Source organism: Nocardia sp. CA-128927, assembly GCF_050955855.1.
GTDB lineage: Bacteria > Actinomycetota > Actinomycetes > Mycobacteriales > Mycobacteriaceae > Nocardia.
Genome location: NZ_CP192087.1, coordinates 8,209,344 through 8,230,273, shown reverse-complemented (window position 1 = coordinate 8,230,273; position 20,930 = coordinate 8,209,344). Strand labels below are relative to the sequence as shown.

At 67.2% G+C, this 20,930-nt stretch carries 20 protein-coding genes; 6 read left to right on the top strand and 14 right to left on the bottom strand.

All coding sequences use genetic code 11. The features are described from left to right. Positions 1 to 3 precede the first annotated feature (3 nt). The 7 genes from ACQPW1_RS38105 to ACQPW1_RS38075 form a co-directional block, all read right to left on the bottom strand. Positions 4 to 1,173, bottom strand: coding sequence for a thiolase family protein (locus tag ACQPW1_RS38105; protein ID WP_433657458.1), 1,170 nt, complete (start codon positions 1,171 to 1,173; stop codon positions 4 to 6). 102 nt (positions 1,174 to 1,275) lie between these two features. Then, positions 1,276 to 2,142 carry a hypothetical protein gene (locus tag ACQPW1_RS38100; protein WP_433657456.1) on the bottom strand — a complete coding sequence of 289 codons (867 nt, stop codon included), beginning with the start codon at positions 2,140 to 2,142 and terminating at the stop codon, positions 1,276 to 1,278. A 137-nt stretch (positions 2,143 to 2,279) separates the two neighbouring features. Then, positions 2,280 to 3,329 carry an ABC transporter ATP-binding protein gene (locus ACQPW1_RS38095; RefSeq protein ID WP_433657454.1) on the bottom strand — a complete coding sequence of 350 codons (1,050 nt, stop codon included), beginning with the start codon at positions 3,327 to 3,329 and terminating at the stop codon, positions 2,280 to 2,282. Beyond that, the gene (gene modB, locus ACQPW1_RS38090; RefSeq protein ID WP_433657452.1) at positions 3,326 to 4,138 is read right to left on the bottom strand and encodes a molybdate ABC transporter permease subunit; all 813 of its coding nucleotides are present in this window, start codon (positions 4,136 to 4,138) and stop codon (positions 3,326 to 3,328) included. The genes ACQPW1_RS38095 and modB overlap by 4 nt, the downstream gene beginning before the upstream one ends. Then, positions 4,135 to 4,914, bottom strand: coding sequence for a molybdate ABC transporter substrate-binding protein (gene modA, locus ACQPW1_RS38085; RefSeq protein ID WP_433657450.1), 780 nt, complete (start codon positions 4,912 to 4,914; stop codon positions 4,135 to 4,137). The genes modB and modA overlap by 4 nt, the downstream gene beginning before the upstream one ends. A gap of 11 nt (positions 4,915 to 4,925) precedes the next feature. Next, positions 4,926 to 5,324, bottom strand: a complete 399-nt coding sequence (locus ACQPW1_RS38080; protein WP_433657448.1) for a TOBE domain-containing protein — start codon at positions 5,322 to 5,324, stop codon at positions 4,926 to 4,928. Positions 5,325 to 5,836: 512 nt separating this feature from the next. After that, complete coding sequence (locus ACQPW1_RS38075) at positions 5,837 to 7,090, bottom strand: PucR family transcriptional regulator (protein ID WP_433657446.1); 1,254 nt, start codon at positions 7,088 to 7,090, stop codon at positions 5,837 to 5,839. A gap of 154 nt (positions 7,091 to 7,244) precedes the next feature. Here ACQPW1_RS38075 and ACQPW1_RS38070 point away from each other — a divergent pair, with 154 nt between their 5' ends. The 6 genes from ACQPW1_RS38070 (at position 7,245) to ACQPW1_RS38045 (ending at position 13,252) form a co-directional block, all read left to right on the top strand. Continuing rightward, positions 7,245 to 8,624, top strand: coding sequence for a lipase family protein (locus ACQPW1_RS38070; protein WP_433657444.1), 1,380 nt, complete (start codon positions 7,245 to 7,247; stop codon positions 8,622 to 8,624). A gap of 111 nt (positions 8,625 to 8,735) precedes the next feature. Beyond that, a complete protein-coding gene (locus ACQPW1_RS38065) occupies positions 8,736 to 8,918 on the top strand; it encodes a hypothetical protein (RefSeq protein ID WP_433657442.1) in 183 nt (60 codons plus the stop codon). A gap of 75 nt (positions 8,919 to 8,993) precedes the next feature. After that, entirely contained in the window at positions 8,994 to 10,358 is a 1,365-nt protein-coding gene (locus ACQPW1_RS38060) for a glutamine synthetase family protein (RefSeq protein ID WP_433657440.1), read from the top strand. A gap of 4 nt (positions 10,359 to 10,362) precedes the next feature. Next, the gene (locus tag ACQPW1_RS38055) at positions 10,363 to 11,103 is read left to right on the top strand and encodes a gamma-glutamyl-gamma-aminobutyrate hydrolase family protein (RefSeq protein WP_433657438.1); all 741 of its coding nucleotides are present in this window, start codon (positions 10,363 to 10,365) and stop codon (positions 11,101 to 11,103) included. Then, positions 11,100 to 12,461 (top strand): aldehyde dehydrogenase family protein, encoded by a 1,362-nt coding sequence (locus ACQPW1_RS38050; RefSeq protein ID WP_433657436.1) that lies wholly within the window; start codon positions 11,100 to 11,102, stop codon positions 12,459 to 12,461. Before ACQPW1_RS38055 ends, ACQPW1_RS38050 begins: the two co-directional genes overlap by 4 nt. After that, a complete protein-coding gene (locus tag ACQPW1_RS38045; protein ID WP_433657434.1) occupies positions 12,458 to 13,252 on the top strand; it encodes a 3-oxoacyl-ACP reductase in 795 nt (264 codons plus the stop codon). The genes ACQPW1_RS38050 and ACQPW1_RS38045 overlap by 4 nt, the downstream gene beginning before the upstream one ends. 264 nt (positions 13,253 to 13,516) lie before the next feature. Here the strand turns inward: ACQPW1_RS38045 and ACQPW1_RS38040 are convergent, their stop codons facing one another. From ACQPW1_RS38040 to ACQPW1_RS38010, 7 genes are all read right to left on the bottom strand, one after another. Continuing rightward, on the bottom strand, positions 13,517 to 13,888 hold the full coding sequence (locus ACQPW1_RS38040; RefSeq protein ID WP_433657432.1) for a hypothetical protein: 372 nt from the start codon (positions 13,886 to 13,888) through the stop codon (positions 13,517 to 13,519). A 480-nt stretch (positions 13,889 to 14,368) separates the two neighbouring features. Next, positions 14,369 to 14,749 (bottom strand): hypothetical protein, encoded by a 381-nt coding sequence (locus ACQPW1_RS38035; protein ID WP_433657430.1) that lies wholly within the window; start codon positions 14,747 to 14,749, stop codon positions 14,369 to 14,371. Between the two features lie 393 nt (positions 14,750 to 15,142). After that, positions 15,143 to 15,574, bottom strand: a complete 432-nt coding sequence (locus ACQPW1_RS38030) for a hypothetical protein (protein WP_433657428.1) — start codon at positions 15,572 to 15,574, stop codon at positions 15,143 to 15,145. 410 nt (positions 15,575 to 15,984) lie between these two features. Then, complete coding sequence (locus ACQPW1_RS38025; RefSeq protein ID WP_433665454.1) at positions 15,985 to 17,286, bottom strand: MFS transporter; 1,302 nt, start codon at positions 17,284 to 17,286, stop codon at positions 15,985 to 15,987. A gap of 336 nt (positions 17,287 to 17,622) precedes the next feature. Next, a complete protein-coding gene (locus ACQPW1_RS38020) occupies positions 17,623 to 19,032 on the bottom strand; it encodes a nitrilase-related carbon-nitrogen hydrolase (protein WP_433657426.1) in 1,410 nt (469 codons plus the stop codon). A 75-nt stretch (positions 19,033 to 19,107) separates the two neighbouring features. Beyond that, positions 19,108 to 19,773 carry a response regulator gene (locus ACQPW1_RS38015; protein WP_433657424.1) on the bottom strand — a complete coding sequence of 222 codons (666 nt, stop codon included), beginning with the start codon at positions 19,771 to 19,773 and terminating at the stop codon, positions 19,108 to 19,110. Continuing rightward, the gene (locus tag ACQPW1_RS38010; RefSeq protein ID WP_433657422.1) at positions 19,770 to 20,873 is read right to left on the bottom strand and encodes a sensor histidine kinase; all 1,104 of its coding nucleotides are present in this window, start codon (positions 20,871 to 20,873) and stop codon (positions 19,770 to 19,772) included. The genes ACQPW1_RS38015 and ACQPW1_RS38010 overlap by 4 nt, the downstream gene beginning before the upstream one ends. Between the last annotated feature and the right edge of the window lie 57 nt (positions 20,874 to 20,930).

The following is a 20,930-nucleotide window of genomic DNA, read 5'->3' as shown; positions in this document are numbered from 1 at the left end:
GCGTCATCCGAGGCGCTCGATAATGGTGGCGTTGGCCAATCCGCCTGCCTCACACATGGTTTGCAGGGCGTAGCGGCCGCCGGTCTGCTCGAGATGATTGACCATGGTGGCCAGGATACGGGTGCCGGACGCGCCGAGCGGGTGACCGAGGGCGATCGCGCCGCCGCGCGGGTTCAGCTTGGCCGGGTCCGCGCCGAGCTCTTGCTGCCACACCAGCGGTACCGGCGCGAACGCCTCGTTCACCTCGTAGGCGTCGATATCGTCGATGCTCAGACCCGCCCGCTCCAGGACCTTTCGGGTGGCCGGGATGACGGCGGTGAGCATCAGCAGCGGATCGTCGCCGACCACCGAGAACGAGTGGAACCGGGCCCTGGCGCGCAGCCCCAGCTTGTTCGCCGCTTCCTCGCTCATGATCAGTGCGGCCGAGGCTCCGTCGGTCAGCGGCGAGGAGTTGCCCGGTGTGATCAACCATTCGATCTCCGGGAACCGCTGGGTGAACCGCTCATCCACGAACGCGGGCTTAAGCCCCGCCAGGCCTTCGGCGGTCGTTGTCGGGCGGATGGTCTCGTCCGCGGTCAACGTGCCCGCGGCCACCAACTCGTTCGCGAACCCGCCTGCCGCAGCAGTTTCCGCGGCGAGCCGATGCGAGCGCGCGGCGAACTCGTCCAGCGCGGCCCGATCGAACTTCCACCGCGCACTGATCACCTCCGCCGCGATCCCTTGCTGCACAAGCCCTTCCGGATACCGATGCGCCAGCGGCCCCTGATTCGGATCCTTGCCCTGCGCATTCGAGAACATCGGCGCCCGACTCATCGACTCCACCCCGCAGGCGATCGCGATGTCATACGCCCCCGAAATCACCCCTTGCGCCGCGAAATGCGCCGTCTGCTGACTGGACCCACACTGCCGATCCACCGTCGTAGCGGGCACCGACTCCGGAAACCCTGCCGCTAGCGCAGCCGTCCGACTGATATTGAACGCCTGCTCCCCACTCTGCGTCACACACCCGCCGACCACATCATCGACCAGCGCAGGATCCAACCCATTCCGTGCCACCAACTCGCCGAGCACCCCCGCAAGCAAGGTCGCCGGATGCACCCCTGACAACCCACCCCCAACCTTCCCCTTGCCCGACGGGGTACGAACGACATCAACGATGACGGCGGACCTCATAGCCCTCTCCGATCAGCTAAGTTAGTTGCGATTCTCGTCTAAGTTAACACGGATTCGCTCCTGTGCGGCGCGAGAAAGCCAGGTCTGCCCGGCGTAGCCGGTTCAGTCGTCGAAGACCGTATCCAGGGAAGTGGCTACGGCTGCCTTGTCCATCCAGGCTTCCAGCTGTTCGGTGTCCAGACATGCAAGAATGCGCGCGCGAAGGTCGTCCGGGACCGCGAATCCTCGAGCGACAAGGGCACGCACCAGCATCTTCGCCTCCCCTCTCGCCTCCCCTTCGGCGCGCCCCTGATCGAGCAGGCCATCAACGAAGTCGTCTCGGTAGGTAGGGCTGGCCATGAGCTCCTCCAGGGCTTTTCTGGCCGCGTCCGGGGCGGCGTGCTGGACAAATCGAGTGTAGGTCGTGCGGGTCTCGCGATCGAGGGTGGCGAGTTTGTCGAGCACCATGCGTCGGTTGGCGTCTTCGGTCAAGTCGAGGGCGTGGGTCAGGGCGGCGAGGACGGTGAGTTCGGGGGCGACGTCCGCGAACGCTGGGTTGGTGGGATCCGGGGTGTTGTGTGGGCCGATGACGATGGGAGCGAGGCTGAATCCCGGGTGGCCGGTGTGGATGGTGCGGCGGCAGGCGCGGGCCGTGGCTCGGCTGGATGCGATGACGACCAGGACGGCATCGCAATCATGCTGGGATTGAGCGACAGCGACGTAGGCGGGCCACGCCCTGCGTTTACCGCGTTTGGGTGGGGCCGACTGAGATTCGGTGATGACGGCCAGCTTTCCGCCGTCGGTGCCGCGTAGGAGTGTGACGGCGTCCGCGCGGAATTCCGGTGGGTTGCAGGTACTGAGGCTGCTGTCGCTGATCATCGCGGTCGCTCCGGCGGGTAGCTGGATGCCGGTATCCGCCAGCAGCGCGGCAGCCAATTCGGGGTTGTGGCGCAGCAATTCGAGTGGGGCTTCGTGGCGGATGCTCGGCATGGCGCGAAGACTGCCATCGGCTACCGACAGGTTTTTGTGGCTCAGGTCACGTCCGGAACGACATGCCGTTGAGTCTCGCACACGGATTGTTTCACCGCCTGAGCGCAGGTGCTGGCGGCTGGGCGGTGGTGTGTGGATTACGCCGGATAGGTATGTGTTTCAGTGGCTTTCACTGCGGCCCAGAGTTGGAGGCCGGGGCGGAGGCGGAGGTCGGCGACGCTGGCGGGGGTGACGTCGGCGAGGACGGGTGGGGTGCCGTCGAGGCGGAGGCGGATGGTGTGGGCGTGTTGTTCGATGCCGGAGATGGTGACCGGCCAGGTGTTGCGGGGGCTGCCGGTGGGGTGGTCGGGGTGCAGGCTGACGGCGGTGGGGGCGAAGGCGATGTGCACGGCACCCTCGGTGGGTTCGGCGATGGTGAGGGTGCCGCCGGTGTCGAGGTCGACGGTGGTGCCGTGGGCGGTGCCGCGATAGAGGTTGAGGCCCACCAGGTTTGCGACGTAGTCCGAGCGGGGGCGGTGCGCGACTTCGCTCGGGGAACCCTCCTGGACAACGACGCCGTTTTCGAGGATGACGAGGCGGTCGGCCAGCACCATGGCGTCGAGTGGGTCGTGGGTGACCAGCACGGTGTGGCCGGGGTAGTCGGCGAGGTGGTGTGCCAGGTCGGAGCGCACGCGCAGGCGGGTGCTCGCGTCGAGTGCGGCCAGTGGTTCGTCGAGGAGCAGCAGTGCCGGGTCGGTGGCGAGGGCGCGCGCGAGGGCGACGCGTTGGGCTTGACCGCCGGACAGAGCCCGCGGTTTGGCGTGCAGGTGATCCGAGAGACCGACGCGGTCCAGCCATTCGGTGGCGCGCGCTCGGGCGGGGGTGCGGCGCTGGCCGCGAGCGCGCAGCCCGAACGCGACGTTGTCCAGCGCGCTCAGATGGCCGAACAGCAGGTAGTCCTGAAAGACGACGCCGACCTCACGTTGCTCGGCGGGCACGAACACCTTCGGCGGTGCGTCCCAAGTCTTTTCGCCGATCCGCAGCACACCGTCGGTGAGCGGCGTCAGCCCGGCCAGCGTCCGCAGCGCGGTGGTCTTTCCCGCGCCGTTGGGCCCGAGCAGTGCGACGACTTCACCCGGCTCCACGGACAATCGAATGTCGAGTTCGAATTGACCTCGGGTGACTTGCAATTCGGCGTCGAGTGTCATACCGCGCCCCGAATCCATCGCTCGCGCAACGCGACCAGCACGGCGACCGACACCGTGAGCAGCACCAGGCTGAGCACGATCGCGTCCTCGGGATCGGCTTCGAGCGCCAGATACACCGCCAGCGGCATGGTGGTCGTCTTCCCGGGAAAGTTGCCCGCGAACGTGATCGTGGCACCGAATTCGCCGAGCGCCCGCGCCCAGCACAGCACCCCGCCCGCGACGACACCCGGCAGCACCGAGGGCAGCGTCACGCGCCGGAAGGTCAGCCAGCGCGACGCCCCCAGCGTCGCCGCCGCCTCCTCGAAACGCGGATCCGCCGCCCGCAGTGCGCCTTCCACCGAGATCACCAGAAACGGCATCGCCACAAACGCTTCCGCGATCACCACACCCGCCGTCGTGAAAGGCAGGGAGACACCGAACCATTCGTACAGATAACGCCCGAACAGCCCGCGCCTGCCGAGCACGAGCAACAGCGCGACACCGCCGACCACCGGCGGCAGCACCAGCGGCACCGTAACCAGCGCCCGCAGCACCCCGCTCCCCGGTACATCGCCGCGCGCGAGCAACCACGCCAACGGCACGCCGAACACCAGGCACAGCACCGTGGCGAGGCTCGCGCATTGCAGCGAAAGCCGAAGGGCCTGACCGACTTCGGCGTTCAACAGCCGATCCGGCATGTTGCGCCACGGTGCCCGCAGTAGCAACCCGATCAGCGGAAAGAGCAGGAACGCCAGCGCACACAGCGCGGGCAGCACCAGAACGAGCGGTCGCCGTCCCTGTGCCGCCCGCCGCCGCGGCACCCGCGTCACGGTGCGTCGAATCCCGCCTTGGCGAACACCGCCCGCGCCTGCTCGGACTTCACGAAGTCGACGAACGCCGCGGCCGCGGCCGAGTTCGGCGCGTGCGCCAGGGGCGCGACCGGGTAGTCGTTGATCGCCTTGGCTGCCTCGGGGAAGTCGATGCCCTCTACCTGAGCGCCCGCGGACTGCACGTCGGTCCGGTACACCAGCGCGGCGTCGACCTCGCCGAGCTTGACCTTTGTCAGCACCGCCTTCACGTCCGCCTCGCGGGTATCGGGCTGTGGGTTGACGCCCGCGACCTCGAACACCGTCTTGGCGGCCGCACCGCACGGCACCTGCTCGGCGCACAGCGCGATCTTCGGCTCGGTCTTGCCGAAGTCGGCCAGGCCGGTGATGTGACCGGGGTTGCCTTTTGGCACCGCGATCTCCAGCCGGTTGCGCACGAAGGTGAACGGCGCGCCGGTCACCTCGCCCTTGTCCTGCACCTGCTGCATGTTCTTCGGCGCGGCCGAGGCGAAGACGTCGGCCGGGGCGCCCTGGTTGATCTGCTCGGCCAGGGCCGAACTGGCACCGAAGCTGTACACCACCTTGACACCGGGGTGCGCGGCCTCGAACTGCTTGCCCAGCTCGGTGAAGGTCTCGGTCAACGAGGCCGCCGCGAACACCGTGACGGTGCCGCCGACCTTGTCGGTGCCCGCGGGCGCCGCCTTGTCGTCGGAGCCGCAGCCGACCAGGGTCAGCGCGGCCACACCGGCTACGGCGGCGACGCTCAGCGAACGAATCATTGTGGTCCTCATCAACTTTCTGGAATTTCGACTACGACATGTGTCGACTTGACCGATGCCACCGCGACGCTGCCGACCTCGAGCCCGAGTTCGTCGACCGACTCCCGGCTGATCAGGGACACCAGCCGGAACGGTCCGGCCTGCATCTCGACCTGCGCCATCACGGTGTCCTTGAGCACCCGCGTCACGATGCCGCGCATCCGATTGCGGGCGGACGCGGCCACGGTGGCGCCCGGCTCGGGGGTCTCCGCGTTGGCCTGCAGGAATTCGGCGAGATCCCGGCCGCGCACGCCCTTGCGTCCGTTGCCGAGCTGGATCGCGGTGAGCCTGCCCTGTTCGATCCAACGCCGCACGGTGTCATCGCTGACACCCGCCAGCACCGCCACCTCACTGATCCGCAAATCCGACACGATTCGCAGTTTATTGCCGTATCTGCGGAAAGCAAGGGTCAATTGTCGGGCAGCGTGGCGTGCCTCTGGCCTGACCGTGTGGTGGGGAGTCGCCTGAGGGGGCGTGCGAGAGCCGATCGTCTCGACTGCTAGGTGGAAGCGGACTGGCTGGTCGACCGAGCGACCGATTCTTCCGGTATGTGCCTGCTGTGATTGCTGTGGCGGAATTTCCGGTGAACTGTCTCACAACGGCCGCGGTCCGAACTAGCGCCCCGGTTCTCCGGAAGGCATTGAAACCCCTGTCGGGCATATCATTTCGCGACGTATTCGCGAATCACCGCGCGCCGATTCCGCTGATCCAAGGGCCCGAACACACCGCGCGATCATTACATTGGAGGGGATTTCGCAGTCCCATCTGATGGAGGAATTTCGGTGCCGCTTATCGATCTGGGTTCGTCAGCGTTGAATCTCGCGAACGTCGTGACGTCCATTGCCGCCAACATCACCTACCTGTTGCAGGCCTGGCACGTCATCTAGCCGACCCCGTGACCCGGCGGCACCGCGACATTCGCGTCGGCCGCCGGGCACAGGCGATGGATCGTCAACGCCGCCGCGAGCAGCCGGGAGTCGTGCGGCTCGGTGGGATCGATGCCGGTGAGTTCCGCGATGCGGCGCAGGCGATAGCTGAACGTATTGGGATGGACGTGAATCTCCGCGGCTGCCGCCTTGCGGTCGGATCCGTGGCGCAGGTGTGCGTCCAACGCGTCGAGCAGATGGGGGCTCGACAGGATCGGCGTGATCCGCTCGACCAGTCGCTCCCGCGCCGGGCCCGGCCTGGTGAGCTGGTGTTCGAGCAGTAGATCGTCGAGGCGATAGACGCCCGGCGGTTTGCCGAGCAGGCGAGCCAGTTCGGCGAGATCGGTGGCCTCACGTGCCGCCTCCGGCACGATTTCCCTGGCGATCGAACGATATTCGGCCACGAACACCGCGACACCGAACTGCTCGGCCAACTCCGCGGCGAGGTGCTCAGTGGGGTCTGTCTCGGATGCGTTGGGTAGCAACGCGATTCCGGTCGATCCGTCGAAGGTGGCCAGCGCCGTGGTGCCGATGAGACCGTCCAAAGCCCGCTGCAGGATTCTGATCCGCCGCCTGCTGATGAGGGTGGCGACGGTGCTCGGCTGCTCATCGTGCCGAATGTGGATCGCCAGCACGGTGTATCGCTCGGCCAGCGCGGTATCGGCCCGCGCGGCAAGCTCTTCGGCGGGTAGCCCGCCGAGCAGTGCGGCACACAGCGCGCGCCGGGCTTCGCGCTCGGCGTTGTAGATGGATTGTTCGACCTCGGTGTAGGTCTCCACGACAGTGATGTTGATGTGCATCAGCAGGTCGAGTAGTCGACCACCGATGACGGTCAGGTCGTGCATCTCCGCCGTCGTGGCCAGCGCCACCGCCTCCTGCAGCACCGATTGCGCGGAGCCGTGGATCGCCTCGATCAGCAGCGGCAACGGAATCCGGTCCTCCGCATGCCGTTCCGCCACCGGGACGACGAACGCCGCGACCTCCGCCCTGGTGAACGCGCGCTGCTCGCCGATGGCCTGGAGGACGGCCCGGCCACACGCGTAGATCGCGGGCAGCACCTCGGCGGTGAAGTGTCCCTCGGGCAGATCCGCGGCAGGCGGGGTGGCGCCGAGTCCCGCGGCGAGCATGCGTTCGGAGATCTGCGGCCAGCGGGTGAGCAGCCGGGAGACCAGGGTCGCGTTGCCGGTCGGCGAGGAAAGGGCGAGGGACATGAGCCGATTGTTTCCAACGACAGGTTTCGCGGCAAGGTAACCGGTACATCGGCTGGAACTTTGTCTCGGACAACAACTTCCCGCTCGGATTCTTCTCCCCGACGTGCAGTGACAGCGGTGCGGCAACGGCAATAGGTTCGAGAGAATGTACCCCATGAGTGCCGACCCCGCCCCGGGCGTCACCGGTCCGATAGTCGAGCCACGCTCCACCGATCCGCTACTGCCCGAAGCGGATCCGTTCTATGCTCCGCCGTACGCGCTGGGTCAGCTGCTACCCGGTGCCATCGTTCGCACCCGCGAGGTGCAGATCGCCCTGTTCGGCACAGTGCCGCAGCGGATTTCGGCTTGGCAGCTGCTCTATCGAACCTGCGACCTCGACAACGTCCCCGAGGTCGCGGTCACCACTGTGCTGTTGCCTTGGGGCGCGGACCCCGCCGAGCCGCGTCCGCTCGTCTCGTTCCAATGCGCGATCGACGCCGTCGCCTCGAAATGCCTTCCCTCCTATGCGCTTCGGCGTAGCGCGCGGGCGGCCGGCTCGATTCCGCAACTGGAACTGCCACTCATCGCCAGCGCCTTGGCCCGCGGCTGGGCGGTGTCGGTACCCGACCACGGGGGAACCGCAGGGCGGTTCGGGGTGGCGCGCGAACCCGGATACCGTGCGCTGGACGCGATCCGGGCAAGCCTGGCGTTCGCACCGCTCGGCCTTGCCGCGACCACACCCATTGCGCTGTGGGGCTATTCGGGCGGCGGCCTGGCCACCGCATGGGCCGCGGAGCTCGCGTCCGAATACGCGCCGGAACTCGACATCGTGGGTGCCGTCGCGGCCTCGCCGGTCGGCGACCCCGCCGCCGCCTTCGTCCGCCTCAACGGTTCACTGTTCGCCGGATTCGCCGCCGTCTTCACAGCAGGCCTGCGCCGCGCCTATCCCGACCTCGACCTGCTCCTGCGCACCCACCTGGACGCGCGCTACCTCGGCTGGCTCGCCGAAACCGAAACGACCGCAACGTTCCAGCTGCTGTACCGCTTCGCCCGCCGCGACATCGACAAACACTGCCGCGGCGGTCTCACCGCACTGCTGGACGCACCGGAACTCCAACGGGTCCTCGGCGATATCCAGCCCGGTCGCCGCACCCCGGCCATGCCCATGCTCGTCCTACAGGGCGTCTACGACGAGGTCATCGCCGTCGCCGACGTCGATGCCCACGTCGCCCGCTACCTCGCGGCAGGCACCAACATCCGCTACCTACGCGACCGCCTCAGCACCCACCTGCTCCTCCAGTACATCGCCCTCCCGGTGATGATCGACTGGCTCGCCGACCGCTTCGCCAACCGAGAACCACCCCCGGCCACCACCGAAACCGCGTGGTCACTTGCCTTCTCCCGCAGCGCCATTGCCGGTCACCTAGACTTCGCCCGCCTCGTCACCCGAATGCTCTTCGCCCGCCCGATTCGGCACGACGGGCCAGTTATTCGGGTACCTCGGATACAACGATTGCCGATCCGATTGGCCAAGTCTCAGAATCGCTTGTCGTGATCGGCTGTGGGCGGCTGTGATGCACCACGAGCTCGTTCACTCCAACGGGCAACGCTGGCGTGGCTGAGCTGGGTAAAAGGGTGATCCGGCCCGAGAACGCGGAGCTGAGACGTGACGATCGCCTATATCGCCCGCGGCCGCGATCTCGGCAGGCTGCTCTACGCGCTCGACGAGGTGTACTCGAATGGTCAATGTGCCGCGTCCTCGGTCACCGTGGTCAGCACCTCCGATGGGAACCGGCTGCGCACCGTCGAGGCCAGGCCGGGTGAGTCCGTCCCGCAGTGCACACGCTGAAGTTTTGTGTGTCCGATCACTAATGTCCGGCTTTTGCTCTAGCGTGGGCACGGTTGGTGCCGAGAGGGGCTGTGGATGCGTAGCGGGATGTTGAGTCTGGCGCGGTTGCGGGAGCTGGTCGCGGTCGGGGAGATCGACACGGTGTTGGTCGCGATGACCGACATGCAGGGGCGTTTGCAGGGAAAGCGTTGCGCGGCACAGTATTTCCTGGACGAGGTGGTACAGCACGCGACCGAGGCGTGTAACTATCTGCTCGCTGTCGACGTGGACATGGCGACGGTCGACGGGTATGCGATCTCGTCGTGGGACACCGGTTACGGGGACTTCGTGCTGCGCCCGGACTTGAACACGCTGCGGCTGGTGCCGTGGTGGCCGGGCACCGCGCTGGTGCTGTGCGATGTCGAGAAGGTGGAGCCCGCGGGCGAGCCCGTCGGGGTGTCGCCGCGGCAGGTGTTGCGCGCGCAACTGGACCGGCTGGCCGAGCGTGGACTGCGCGCGTACGTCGGGACCGAACTCGAATTCCTGGTGTTCGACGACAGTTACGAGGCGGCGTGGTCCGCGGGCTATCGCGACCTGCGCCCCGCCAACCAGTACAACGTCGACTACTCGCTGCTCGGCACCGGGCGCATCGAGCCGCTGCTGCGCCGCATCCGCACCGAAATGGGTGGTGCGGGAATGTATGTCGAGTCGGCCAAGGGGGAGTGCAACCCCGGTCAGCACGAGATCACCTTCCGTTTCGACGAGGCGCTCACCACGTGCGACAACCACAGCATCTACAAGACCGGCGCGAAGGAAATCGCCGCCCAGGAAGGGCGCAGCCTCTCGTTCATGGCGAAATACAATGAGCGCGAAGGCAACTCGTGCCATATCCACATCAGCCTGCGCGGTGAATCCGGCGAAGCCGTGCTCGCCGGTGACGAGTCGAACGGATTCTCGCCGCTGATGCGGCATTTCGTCGCAGGTCAGCTGGACTGCCTGCGCGAGTTCACCTATCTGCTCGCGCCGAACATCAACTCCTACAAGCGATTCGTGCCGGGCAGCTTCGCGCCGACCGCCGTTGCCTGGGGCCGGGACAACCGAACCTGTGCGCTGCGCGTGGTCGGGCACGGGCAATCGCTGCGGCTGGAGAACCGGGTGCCCGGCGGCGACGTGAACCCCTATCTCGCCGTGGCCGCCGCCATCGCGGCCGGGCTGCACGGCATCGAGCATCGGCTGCCGCTGGAGCCGGAGTTCAACGGCAATGCCTATCGATCGGAGCGGCCGCGGGTGCCGCGCACGCTGCGCGAGGCCGCGCAGCTCTTCGGGGACAGCAAGGTCGCGCGCAGCGCGTTCGGTGATGATGTAGTGGAGCACTACCGCAATGCGGCGAAGGTCGAACTGGACGCCTTCGACGCAGCCGTCACCGACTGGGAGCGAATTCGTGGATTCGAACGACTCTGAGGTTTTGTCCGCTGGAGTTGTGCACACCGGGCCGCGTCCCGTGATCGGCCTGCCGACCTACCTGGAGCCCGCCCGCTTCGGCTCGTGGAACACCGACAGCGCCGTGCTACAGACCAGCTATGTCCAGATGGTGGTGGAGGCCGGCGGCATTCCGGTACTACTGCCACCGGTCGGAGTTGCCCTGCCGGAGCTGGTGGCGCGGCTCGACGGGCTGGTGCTGACCGGCGGCGCCGACGTGTCACCGTCCCGCTACGGCGCGACGGAACACGCGCTCACCTACACCAGGCCCGATCGGGACGAGTCCGAGTTCGAGCTGTTCGCGCTGGCGCGGGCGGTGCGGCTGCCGGTCCTCGCGGTGTGCCGTGGGCTGCAGGTGGTGAACGTCGCGTTGGGCGGCACACTGCACCAGCATCTGCCGGACATCGTCGGGCATGCCGAGCATTCGGGCACCGTCGGCGGCTTCACCGTCACCGAGGTGGTGACCGTGGCGGGGAGCAAGGTCGCCGCGATCGCCGGCCCGGAGGTGAAGGCCAACTGCCATCATCATCAGGCGATCGACGTGCTGGCGTCGGAGTTGGTGGCTACCGCGCACGCGGCGGACGGCACCATCGAGGCGGCGGAGACGGCGGACGGCCCGTTTCTGGTCGGTGTGCAATGGCATCCGGAGGTGGATGCGGTGGACCGCCGGTTGATCAGTGCGCTGGTCGCGGCGGCCGAAGACTATCGAAGGGAGCGGATTTCGTGACGACAGCGCAGGTGGTCAACCCGGCGACCGAGCAGGTCGTGGCGCGGGTCGAACTCGTCGGCGAAGCCGAGACCGACGTCGCGATCGAGCGGGCACAGCGGGCGGCTGCGGCGTGGCGCGAGGTGGCGCCGGGGGATCGGGCTCGGTTGCTGCGCAAGTTCGCGGAAGCCGTCGATGCGGACATCGAGCGGTTGGCCCAGCTGGAGGTCGCCAACTCCGGGCACACCATCGGCAATGCGCGCTGGGAGGCGGGCAATGTCCGGGACGTGCTGCACTATGCGGCCGGTATCCCAGAACGGTTGCTGGGCAACCAGATTCCGGTCGCAGGCGGTGTCGATATCACCTTCCACGAGCCGCTCGGTGTGGTCGGCGTGATCGTGCCGTGGAACTTCCCGATGCCGATCGCGGCGTGGGGATTCGGGCCCGCGTTGGCGGCGGGGAACACGGTGGTGCTCAAGCCCGCCGAACTGACGCCGTTGACCGCGATCCGGTTGGGCGAGCTCGCGCTCGAAGCGGGCTTGCCGGAGCACGTTTTCCAGGTGCTGCCCGGCAAGGGTTCCGTGGTCGGGCAGCGGTTCGTCACCCATCCCGCGGTGCGCAAAGTGGTGTTCACCGGTTCGACCGAGGTGGGCACCCAGATCATGGCCGGTTGCGCGCAGCAGGTGAAGCGAGTGACGCTGGAGCTCGGCGGCAAGAGCGCGAATATCGTGTTCGCCGACGCCGATCTGGAGCGGGCGGCGGCCACCGCGCCGTACGGTGTGTTCGACAATGCTGGGCAGGATTGCTGTGCGCGGTCACGAATTCTGTTGCAGCGCAGTGTCTTCGATAAGTTTCTGGAGCTGCTGGAGCCCGCGGTGCGCGGGGTGAAGGTCGGTGATCCGGCGCAGGAGTCCACCGAGATGGGTCCGCTGATCTCGGCCGCGCACCGCGAGCGGGTCGCCGCGTTCATCGAGCCGTCGACCAAGATCGCGTTCACTGGCGAGCGGCCCGACGGACCCGGATTCTGGTATCCGCCAACGGTTGTGCTGCCGGACGCGCCTGACGATCGGGTGCTCACCGAGGAGGTGTTCGGCCCGGTGGTCGCGGTGCTCCCGTTCGAGGACGAGGCCGACGCCATCCGGATCGCCAACGACACCGAGTACGGGTTGTCCGGCTCGATCTGGACCAACGATGTCGGCCGGGCGCTGCGGGTTTCCCGTGCCGTCGAGGCCGGGAACCTGTCGGTGAATTCGCATTCCTCCGTGCGGTATTGGACACCGTTCGGTGGATTCAAGCAGTCCGGGCTCGGCCGGGAACTCGGCCCCGACGCCGCGCTCGCGTTCACCGAAACCAAGAACGTCTTCATCGCCACCCAGTGAATCCCCATACCCCGACAGGAGATGCCTTGCAGCGCTTACAGGATCGAGTCGCCGTCGTTACCGGCGGCGGGAGCGGCATCGGCCTCGCCACGGTCCGTCGCTTCGCCGCCGAGGGGGCGAAGGTCGTCGTCGCCGATATCGATGCCACCACCGGTGAGGCGGCGGCGGCAGAGGTCGGCGGCTTGTACGTGAAGGTCGACGTGACCGACGAGGCGCAGGTCGAAGCACTGTTCCAGACCGCCGTCGACACCTACGGTGAACTCGACATCGCCTTCAACAACGCGGGAATCTCTCCGCCGGAAGATGATTCGATCCTCACCACCGGACTCGACGCCTGGAAACGGGTGCAGGAGGTCAACCTGACCTCGGTGTATCTGTGCAGCAAGTACGCCATCGGGCACATGCTGGAACGTGGCAAGGGTTCGGTGATCAACACTGCCTCGTTCGTTGCCGTCATGGGCGCGGCTACCTCGCAGATCTCCTACACCGCGTCCAAAGGTGGAGTGCTCGCGATGAGTCGTGAACTCGGAGTTCAATTCGCCCGCAACGGAATCCGAGTCAATGCACTGTGCCCCGGGCCGGTGAACACGCCGCTGTTGCAGGAGCTGTTCGCCAAGGATCCGGAGCGGGCGGCTCGCCGCTTGGTGCATATCCCGACGGGACGTTTCGCCGAGCCCGAGGAAATCGCTGCTGCCGTAGCATTTCTCGCCAGCGACGACGCTTCGTTCATCACGGCGTCCCAGTTCCTGGTGGACGGTGGTATCTCCGGCGCCTACGTGACGCCGCTGTAGGGCATATCTAAAAGCGAACTCCCGCAACACTTCCTGTGGAAGGTTGCGGGAGTTCGCCATGGCCGGCCTCGCGATCACGGCATCGTGCGTCGCAGGGCCGCCAGACGCTGAAGTTCTAGGGCGTCGCTGCCGGAGGAGCTGCAGGCGGGGCCGGCGGGGTATCCCGCGGCTTCAGCAAGTTGTTCAGTTCGGTCAGGCTTCGGGTCAGGTTTTCCACGTTGGCCGCCAGACCGGGGTCTGTCGGGCTGCCTGCGCCGCCCGATTTCAACGGGTCGCTTTGCGGGGTCGTGGCGCCGCCATTCGGTGCGGATTGAGTCGCACCGCCGCCCGCGCCATCACCGGTGCCCGCGCCTCCCGGCTGAGTCGTCCCGCCGCCCGCGCCGCCTGGCTGAGTCGTCCCGCCGCCCGCGCCGCCTGGTTGGGTCGCACCGCCGCCTGCGCCGCCTGGTTGGGTCGCACCGCCACCTGCGCCGCCTGGTTGGGTTGCACCGCCACCAGCACCTGCGCCACCCGGCGCGGGTGCTGCTCCGCCAGGTGCGGGTGCCGGTGCAGGTGCGGGTGCCGGGGCTGCTCCGCCCGGTGCGGGCTGACCGACCGCTGTGAGTCCGCCGATCGGCGCGGTAGTCCGGCTTGCATCTGCCCCGGCGACGCCAGCGAGCAGCAGTGACGCGGTCAGCCCGGCGGCGGCCGCGGTTCCTAGCAGGATCTTCATGTGTAGCCCCTTCTCGTCTCGAAGTGGTACATGAGTGCATGTTTATTCAAACGCTCAACCGCTAGCGGCTCAGCACATTGCGCAAAACCGCCCGACTTACTGGGCCTACGCCGTCGGCCGCTGGGCACGGTCCGCCGGGGCGTCACCTGGTCTGCCATCAGATCGGTCGGAGATGCGGCCAGGCGTCGTCGCCGAGCTCGCGGCTCGGCGACGACACTGACCAGTTCGGCTTCGCTGCGACGCGCAACCCTGGCTGCTCGAGTGAGCGGCGACGTGGATTGGCGGTGAATGCGTCGAGCGAACCGACGGCCAGTTCAGTCGTTGGAGTCGCGCCGGGTGCGTCCCGGCGACGATGGGCCTGCTGAGCTCGACCAGGCTGAACTGGCTGCGTCGCGCTACGGTGTTCAGCCGCCCAATTTAGGCAAGCCCGGCAAACTCGGTAGGCCGGGTGCGGCGGGTGCGGGTGCACCCGGCGCGGCGCCGCCCATGCCGGGTAGGCCGCCGAGACCCGGCAGGTCTCCCAGTCCCGGCACGCTCGGTGCGGCCGGATTCGCCGGATTGGCGGGTGCAGCCGGGTTTGCTGGATTGGCAGGCGCGGCCGGATTGGCCGGGTTTGCGGGCGCGGCCGGGTTTGCCGGGTTTGCGGGCGCAGCCGGATTGGCGGGCTGAGCCGGTGCGGCCGGAGGTGCGGGTGCCGCGGGCGGTGCCGGCTGGTTCGCCGTAGCTATGCCAGCGAACAGTAGCGATGCGGTCAGCCCAGCGGCAGCCACGGTTGCGATCTTCATGTGGTTCATGTGTAGCCCCTTCTCTAAGTCGAAGTGGTACATCCGTACATGCTGATCAAACGTTCAACACGTTAGTGGCTCAGATCACAATGAGCAAAACTGGTCGGTATGGAACGTGTTCGACGTGGCGAAATCATTGCGGGCTGCGAGGCGTCCTGGCGTCACTTTCAGTGGGGGATTCCGTCGTCTCGACGCATCCGATAGCGGAGCTGAAGCCGGTACGCGTCGTCGCCGAGCAGAAGCACGGCGACGACGCTGAACAGTTCCGGCTTCGCTTCGACGCTCTAACCCTTACCGCGTGAACGGGCGGTTGCCGCCGAGGTGGCGGTGGTGGGGTCATTCAGGAACACGTCGGGCGAGTCTGTTCAGTCGCAGGACTACACCGGGTGAGTCTCAGCGGGTTTTGGGAGCAGTGAAAGTCCCGCTGTGATTGATCGGGCTGGTGCCGGCGTCGGAATCTCCGCTGGCGCCGCTGTCGCCATCTGCACCGGTACCGGGTGTCGTGCTGGAGTCGGAATCTCCGCTGGTGCCAGGGGTCGTGCTCGCGCCGGGTGTGTCAGCGCCCGTCTTCGGGCTGCTTTCGCACTTCTTCGTTTTCGGGTCGGACTTCTTGGTGCTTTCGTCGTCGTCCGGCCGGGCAGTGGTCTTGCCGGTTGCGCTGCCGGTGTCGAGGCCGGTTGGCGCGGCGGGCGCACCGCCGTTTCCGCCCTGGTCGCTCGGGGTCGTTTCGCTGGGCGCGGTTTCGCCCTGCTTCTTCTTGCCGGACTTGTCTTCCGTACCGGTCGAGCCCTCCGGGCACTTCGGATCCTCAGTCTGACTGACCACCGTGAATCCACCGACCGAATGATCGGCCTGGAATGTATTCGCTCCGGCGGCACCGGTTAGCAATAGTGTCGCGGTCAGCCCTGCGGCGGCCGCGGCTCCGATCTTGCAAATCATATGTGTAGCCCCTTCTCGTTTCGAAGTGGTACATGCTGATCAAACCCTCAACACGTTAGTGCCGATCCTTCGAAATGAGCAGGACGCCGGTAGCGCAGGCAAGTCACTTCCGAGCGTGCCGCACCAGCCCATATGGTCGGAATTCGCATTAATAGTGTCCGGCCATTACCCGACCGGACCTATTCCCGAATCGAACGAAATCAAACCGGCGGATTCATACAAAACTTGGACGGCGAACGGGACGCGACTGAGGAAGGCCGGAGAAGGTGCTCAGTCATGTCCTGTTCGCTGCCTGGTTAGGGGGCTACGGCGGCCTTGGAGGGGATTATCGAGTCCAGGCTGAGGCTGTCGCCCGCATCGGGGACTTCCGTGCCGCGTAGCGACGTTCCGGCCGTCTCGCGCAGGAAGCACCAGGCGACCAGGCCGACGATGCTCGCGCCGACCATGTAGGCGGCGGGGAACAGCGACCAGCCGGTCCATTCGATCGCGGCCTCGTTGACCAGCGGGGCGGTGCCACCGAAGGCCGCGGTGGACACGTTGTAGGCCAGCGCGAAGCCCGCGTACCGGACCTGCGTCGGGAAGATCGCGGGGAAGGTGGAGCTGATCGTCGACAGCTGCGGCACGTACAGCAGCCCGAGCACGATGAATCCGGTGATGGCCCATGCGGTGCCCTGACCCATCAGCCAATACAGCGGGATGGCCAGTACACCCAGGCCGACCAGCGAGAACAGCCACATCGGACGGCGCCCGACCCGGTCGGACAGCATTCCGAAGAACGGCAGCACCACCATCATCACGGTCTGGCCGATCAGCATCATCGTGGTGGCGCCCGACTCGCTCATGCCGATGGTCTTCTGCAGGTAGGTCGGCTGATAGGTGAGCAGCGTGTAGTTCACGACATTAAGGGCGACGACCAGTCCGGCCATCGTGAGCAGCTCGCGCCGATAGGTGGTCACCAGTTCGCGTAGCCCGCGCAGGCCGCCGAGCGGATGCTTCTTGTCTTCCTCGGCGACCTCGCTGAACACCGGGCTCTCGTCGAGTTTCGAGCGCAGATACCAGCCGACCAGGCCCAGCGGGACGGCGAGCAAGAACGGGATGCGCCAACCCCAGCTGTGCATCGCGTCCGAGCCGAACGCGAGCTGGCAGGCGAGCACCGTCGCCGACCCGCCGACAAAGCCTGCGAGCGTGCCGAATTCGAGGAAACTGCCGAGGAAGCCGCGTCTCTTGTCGCTGGCGCATTCGGCCAGATAGGTTGCGGCGCCGCCATATTCACCGCCGGTCGAGAAACCCTGCACGACGCGCAGGGCGATCAGTAGCACCGGTGCGAGCACGCCGACCTGCGAATGGGTCGGCAGCAGGCCGATCGCGCCGGTAGCGGCGGCCATCAACAGAATCGTGGTGGCCAGCACGGCTTTTCGGCCGATCCGGTCGCCGAGCGGGCCCCACACCATGCCGCCGAGCGGGCGCAGCAGGAATGAAATGGCGAAACCGAGCATGGTGCCGAGCGTGCCGAGGTCCCCAGGGAAGAAGGCGTCGGTGAGGTAGGTGGCCGTGGCGGCATATACCCCGTAGTCGAACCATTCGGTGGCATTGCCCATCGCGGAAGCGGCGACCGATCGCCGTAATGGAAAACTCTCGGGGTCCCCGTCAGTCACGTGCGCGTCCTCTCCAGCCCGTCGAGCGGACCTCATTTCGGCCAGTCTCCGGGTCCTGCACACCAGAGACTTGGCACGAATTAGACCGATACCCACGTTTCAATCGGCGCAAACAGCGACCCCTGGTGCGTACCCACCGGACGGGCGTCACGACCTGCGATGAAGTGCGGGTATGTCGGAATGGTAACGAATTGATAACGGACCCGCAACTGGGCAGCGCCGGCTCGTCGTCGCCGCCGCCTGTCTACCCGAGGATGCTGCCCTTCCGAACGCTGTTCGTCAGGTTGTTCGCCGTCGCCACATGGCCCCGCCGACCGCGGCGCCGAACAGTGCCACGCAGGTCCATCCGAACCAGTTGCCGAATCGCGTGTATACGGTGTTGTCCGAGTTCAACGGGATTTCTGCGAGCACGGACCTGGTCATCGTGACATCTGTTGTCGCGGCGGCGAGTACGCGCCCACGGGAATCGCTCGCCACGAGCTCGCCGAGTTGTGGTGCCCGCGCAACGCCCATTCCGGATTCGACGCCGCGCATGACGGCCATCCGGCTGTGCAGCCAGTGGTCGTCGGTGAAATCGAGTGCGGGAACCAGTAGCAGCGTCGCGCCGCGGCGCCGGTTCGCCAGGACGAGGTCCGGGTGGTCCAGGTCGAAGCAGACGGCCAAGGCCCACGGCTTGCCGGGGACGCTCTGCCGCCAGGTGCCCGGCTGGTGCTCGTCTTCGAGTCCGGGAATCAGGTAGTGCTTGGCGTACTGCACGCCGGAGGGGTAGTCGATCGCGGCGTTGTAGCTGATGCCGCCCGTTGTGAGGATGAGTCCGGCGACTACTTGAATGTTGCGGCGGGCCGCTACCTCCGTCAACGGTCCTGACAGCTGTGCGATGGTGGAATCATCGGCGCGCCAAGATTTTTCCGGGAGTACCACCGCCTGTGCGCCCTGGTCGGCCAGTCGTTCGATCTCGACGACGGCGCGCGCCACCATGTCTCGGCCGTCGGCCGAATCGAGCGGGACGTAGTCCGGCGGTTGTGCCACCGCGACCAGTCCGACCCGCACCGCTTCTTGCTCCGGCGGAACAGCCAGTCGCCAGAAACTGAACGCGCCGAGCGCAATCAGCACCACCGACGTCGCGCCGATCACTCGAAGGCTTTGTGCCCTAGTAACTTCCGGTGCGAACAGCACCGCGATCGCCGAGGGGAACAGCAGAATCAGGAAGGTGACAGCCCACACGCCCGTTAGCGAGGTCGTCTGGATCAGCGGCAGTACGTCGGCCTGGGTGTAGGCGATGCTCCACCACGCGCCGAACGGACCCGCCACCGCGAGTAGGAATTCCACGGTCACCCAACCGGCGGGTAGTGCAACCACCGCGAGACCGAGTCTTCCGCGCATCAACAGCGCACGCGTCACCACGGCGATGCCGCCGAAGAGCAGCGCGGTTCCGCCGAGCAGCAGCACCGTCACCGGGACCGGCTGTTCGAGGGTTTCGGTGAAGTACGACCACATTTGGAGCTCGCCGCCGAGCCACGACAGGGCTCCCGCGACGAACGCCGTCCCCGCCGACACCCTCGGGATGAGCAGCAACACCGGCAGCGGAGCCAGGAAAGCCAACCCGGGCAGCGGACGTAGGCCGGTGCCGAAATGCCACAGCAGTGCGGAAGTCAGCATCGCCAGCGTGGCGAGCAGAAAGCGTTTCACCGCTTCGATGTTCGGCGTCCGACCCCTCCCGCACATCGCCGAGACGACCGAGTTCGGCCTCGCTCGTGCGGTGGGTCAGCCGGTCGCGGCCCCCGGTTTCACCAGCCCCGCCTCATAGGCGAACACCGCCGCCTGCACCCGATCACGCAGGCCGAGCTTCGCCAGCACTGAGCTGACGTGTGTCTTCACCGTGTGTTCGCTGACCATGAGTACCGCGGCGACTTCGGCGTTCGAGAGGCCACGTGCCAACTGGCGCAATGTATCTCGCTCCCGCTCGGTCAGGTCATCGAGGCGGCGGGCGAGTTCGGGGCGCGGGTGTCCGCGCTCGGTGAGCTCGGCGATCAGGCGCCGGGTCACCGTCGGCGCCAGCAGCGCCTCGCCCGCGGCGACGACGCGGACCGCGTCGACCAGCTCGTCGCGGCGAACATCCTTGAGCAGGAACCCCCTGGCCCCCGCTCGCAGGGCGTCGAAGACATACTCGTCGAGGTCGAACATGGTGAGCACCAACATTTTCGTTGAGGTCTCGGCACAGATTCGGTGGGTAGCGGCCACGCCGTCGAGGCGCGGCATTCTGACGTCCATCACCACCACATCGGGCGTCAGCGCACGGGCTTTCTCGACCGCCTCTAATCCGTCGGCGGCTTCGCCGACCACGGTGAGATCCGGTTGGGCGTCGAGGATCAGGCTGAACGCGGCGCGGAACAGGTCCTGGTCGTCGACCACGAGTACACGCACGGTCAACTCCTTTGTCCGAGTGGCAGTTCGGCGGCGACGTCGAAACCGTTGGCCGAGGGGCCATGCCGCAGCGTGCCTCCATTGCCGGTGACCCGTTCGTGCATGCCGAGCAAGCCGTAGCCACCGGACGTCGGCTGCGCCGACCCCGCGCCGTCATCGGAAACCCGCACCGTCAGTTGCTGATCCGACCAGCGCAGCGAGACCCGTACGGCGGTGGCCCGCGCACGCTTCATGGTGTTCGTCAACGCTTCCTGCACCACGCGATACGCGGTGACCGCGACGTCGTCGGAGACCGCGCGACGCGGCCCGTCCTCGTCCAGCGACGCGGCCAGCCCGCCGCGCTTCGACAGCTCGACCAGGTCGGCGATCGCCTCGATGCCGGGTTGGTGTCGCGGGTCCGCGGTTTCGCCGCGCAGCGTATCGAGGCTGCGCCGAAGTTGTTGCACCGCAACACGACCGGTCTCGGCGATGCTCGCGAAGGTGGCGTCCGCCCGCGCGCGATCGGTGCCGGTGAGCAGCGGGCCGGTCTCCGCCTGGACGATCATCGCACCCACCGAGTGCGTGACGATGTCGTGCATGTCCCTGGCGATCCGCAGGCGTTCCCGGTCCAACGCCGCGAGCCGTTCCTCGTCGAGTCGATGGGCGCGCTCCTCGAGCATCTCGATCTGCACCCGCCTGGCCCGGACACCGGTGCCGAGCGCCCACGCGGTCAGGAAGGACATGGCCGCGTAGGCGTAGGAGTCCGGGCTCTCATTGGGGATGACCAGGGAGAGCAGGATGCCGAGGACGCTGGCCACGAATGCGGTGCGCCGCCGTGCGGGCGGGCAGTACGCGGCAATGGTGTACGCACAGACGACGGTGCCGTACGGGAGTTCGGGCATGGCGTGCAGGCAGGCGAGCGCGGTGATCGCCGGACCGACCACGAGGAAGACGGTGATCGGTGCGCGTCGCCGCCACAGCACCGGCACGGACGCGACCGCCGACAGCACGATCACCAACCACGGCTGGCCCGCGAGCACGGCGGGTCCGACGGTGGCGAAGGTGACCACCACGGTCAGCACGACATCGACCGCGCCGGCCGGGAATCGCTCCAACCGTTCGGTCACGCGTCGCGTCGCGTCGCGTCGTCGACGGCACCCGCGGCCCGGGTGACCGCACTGGTA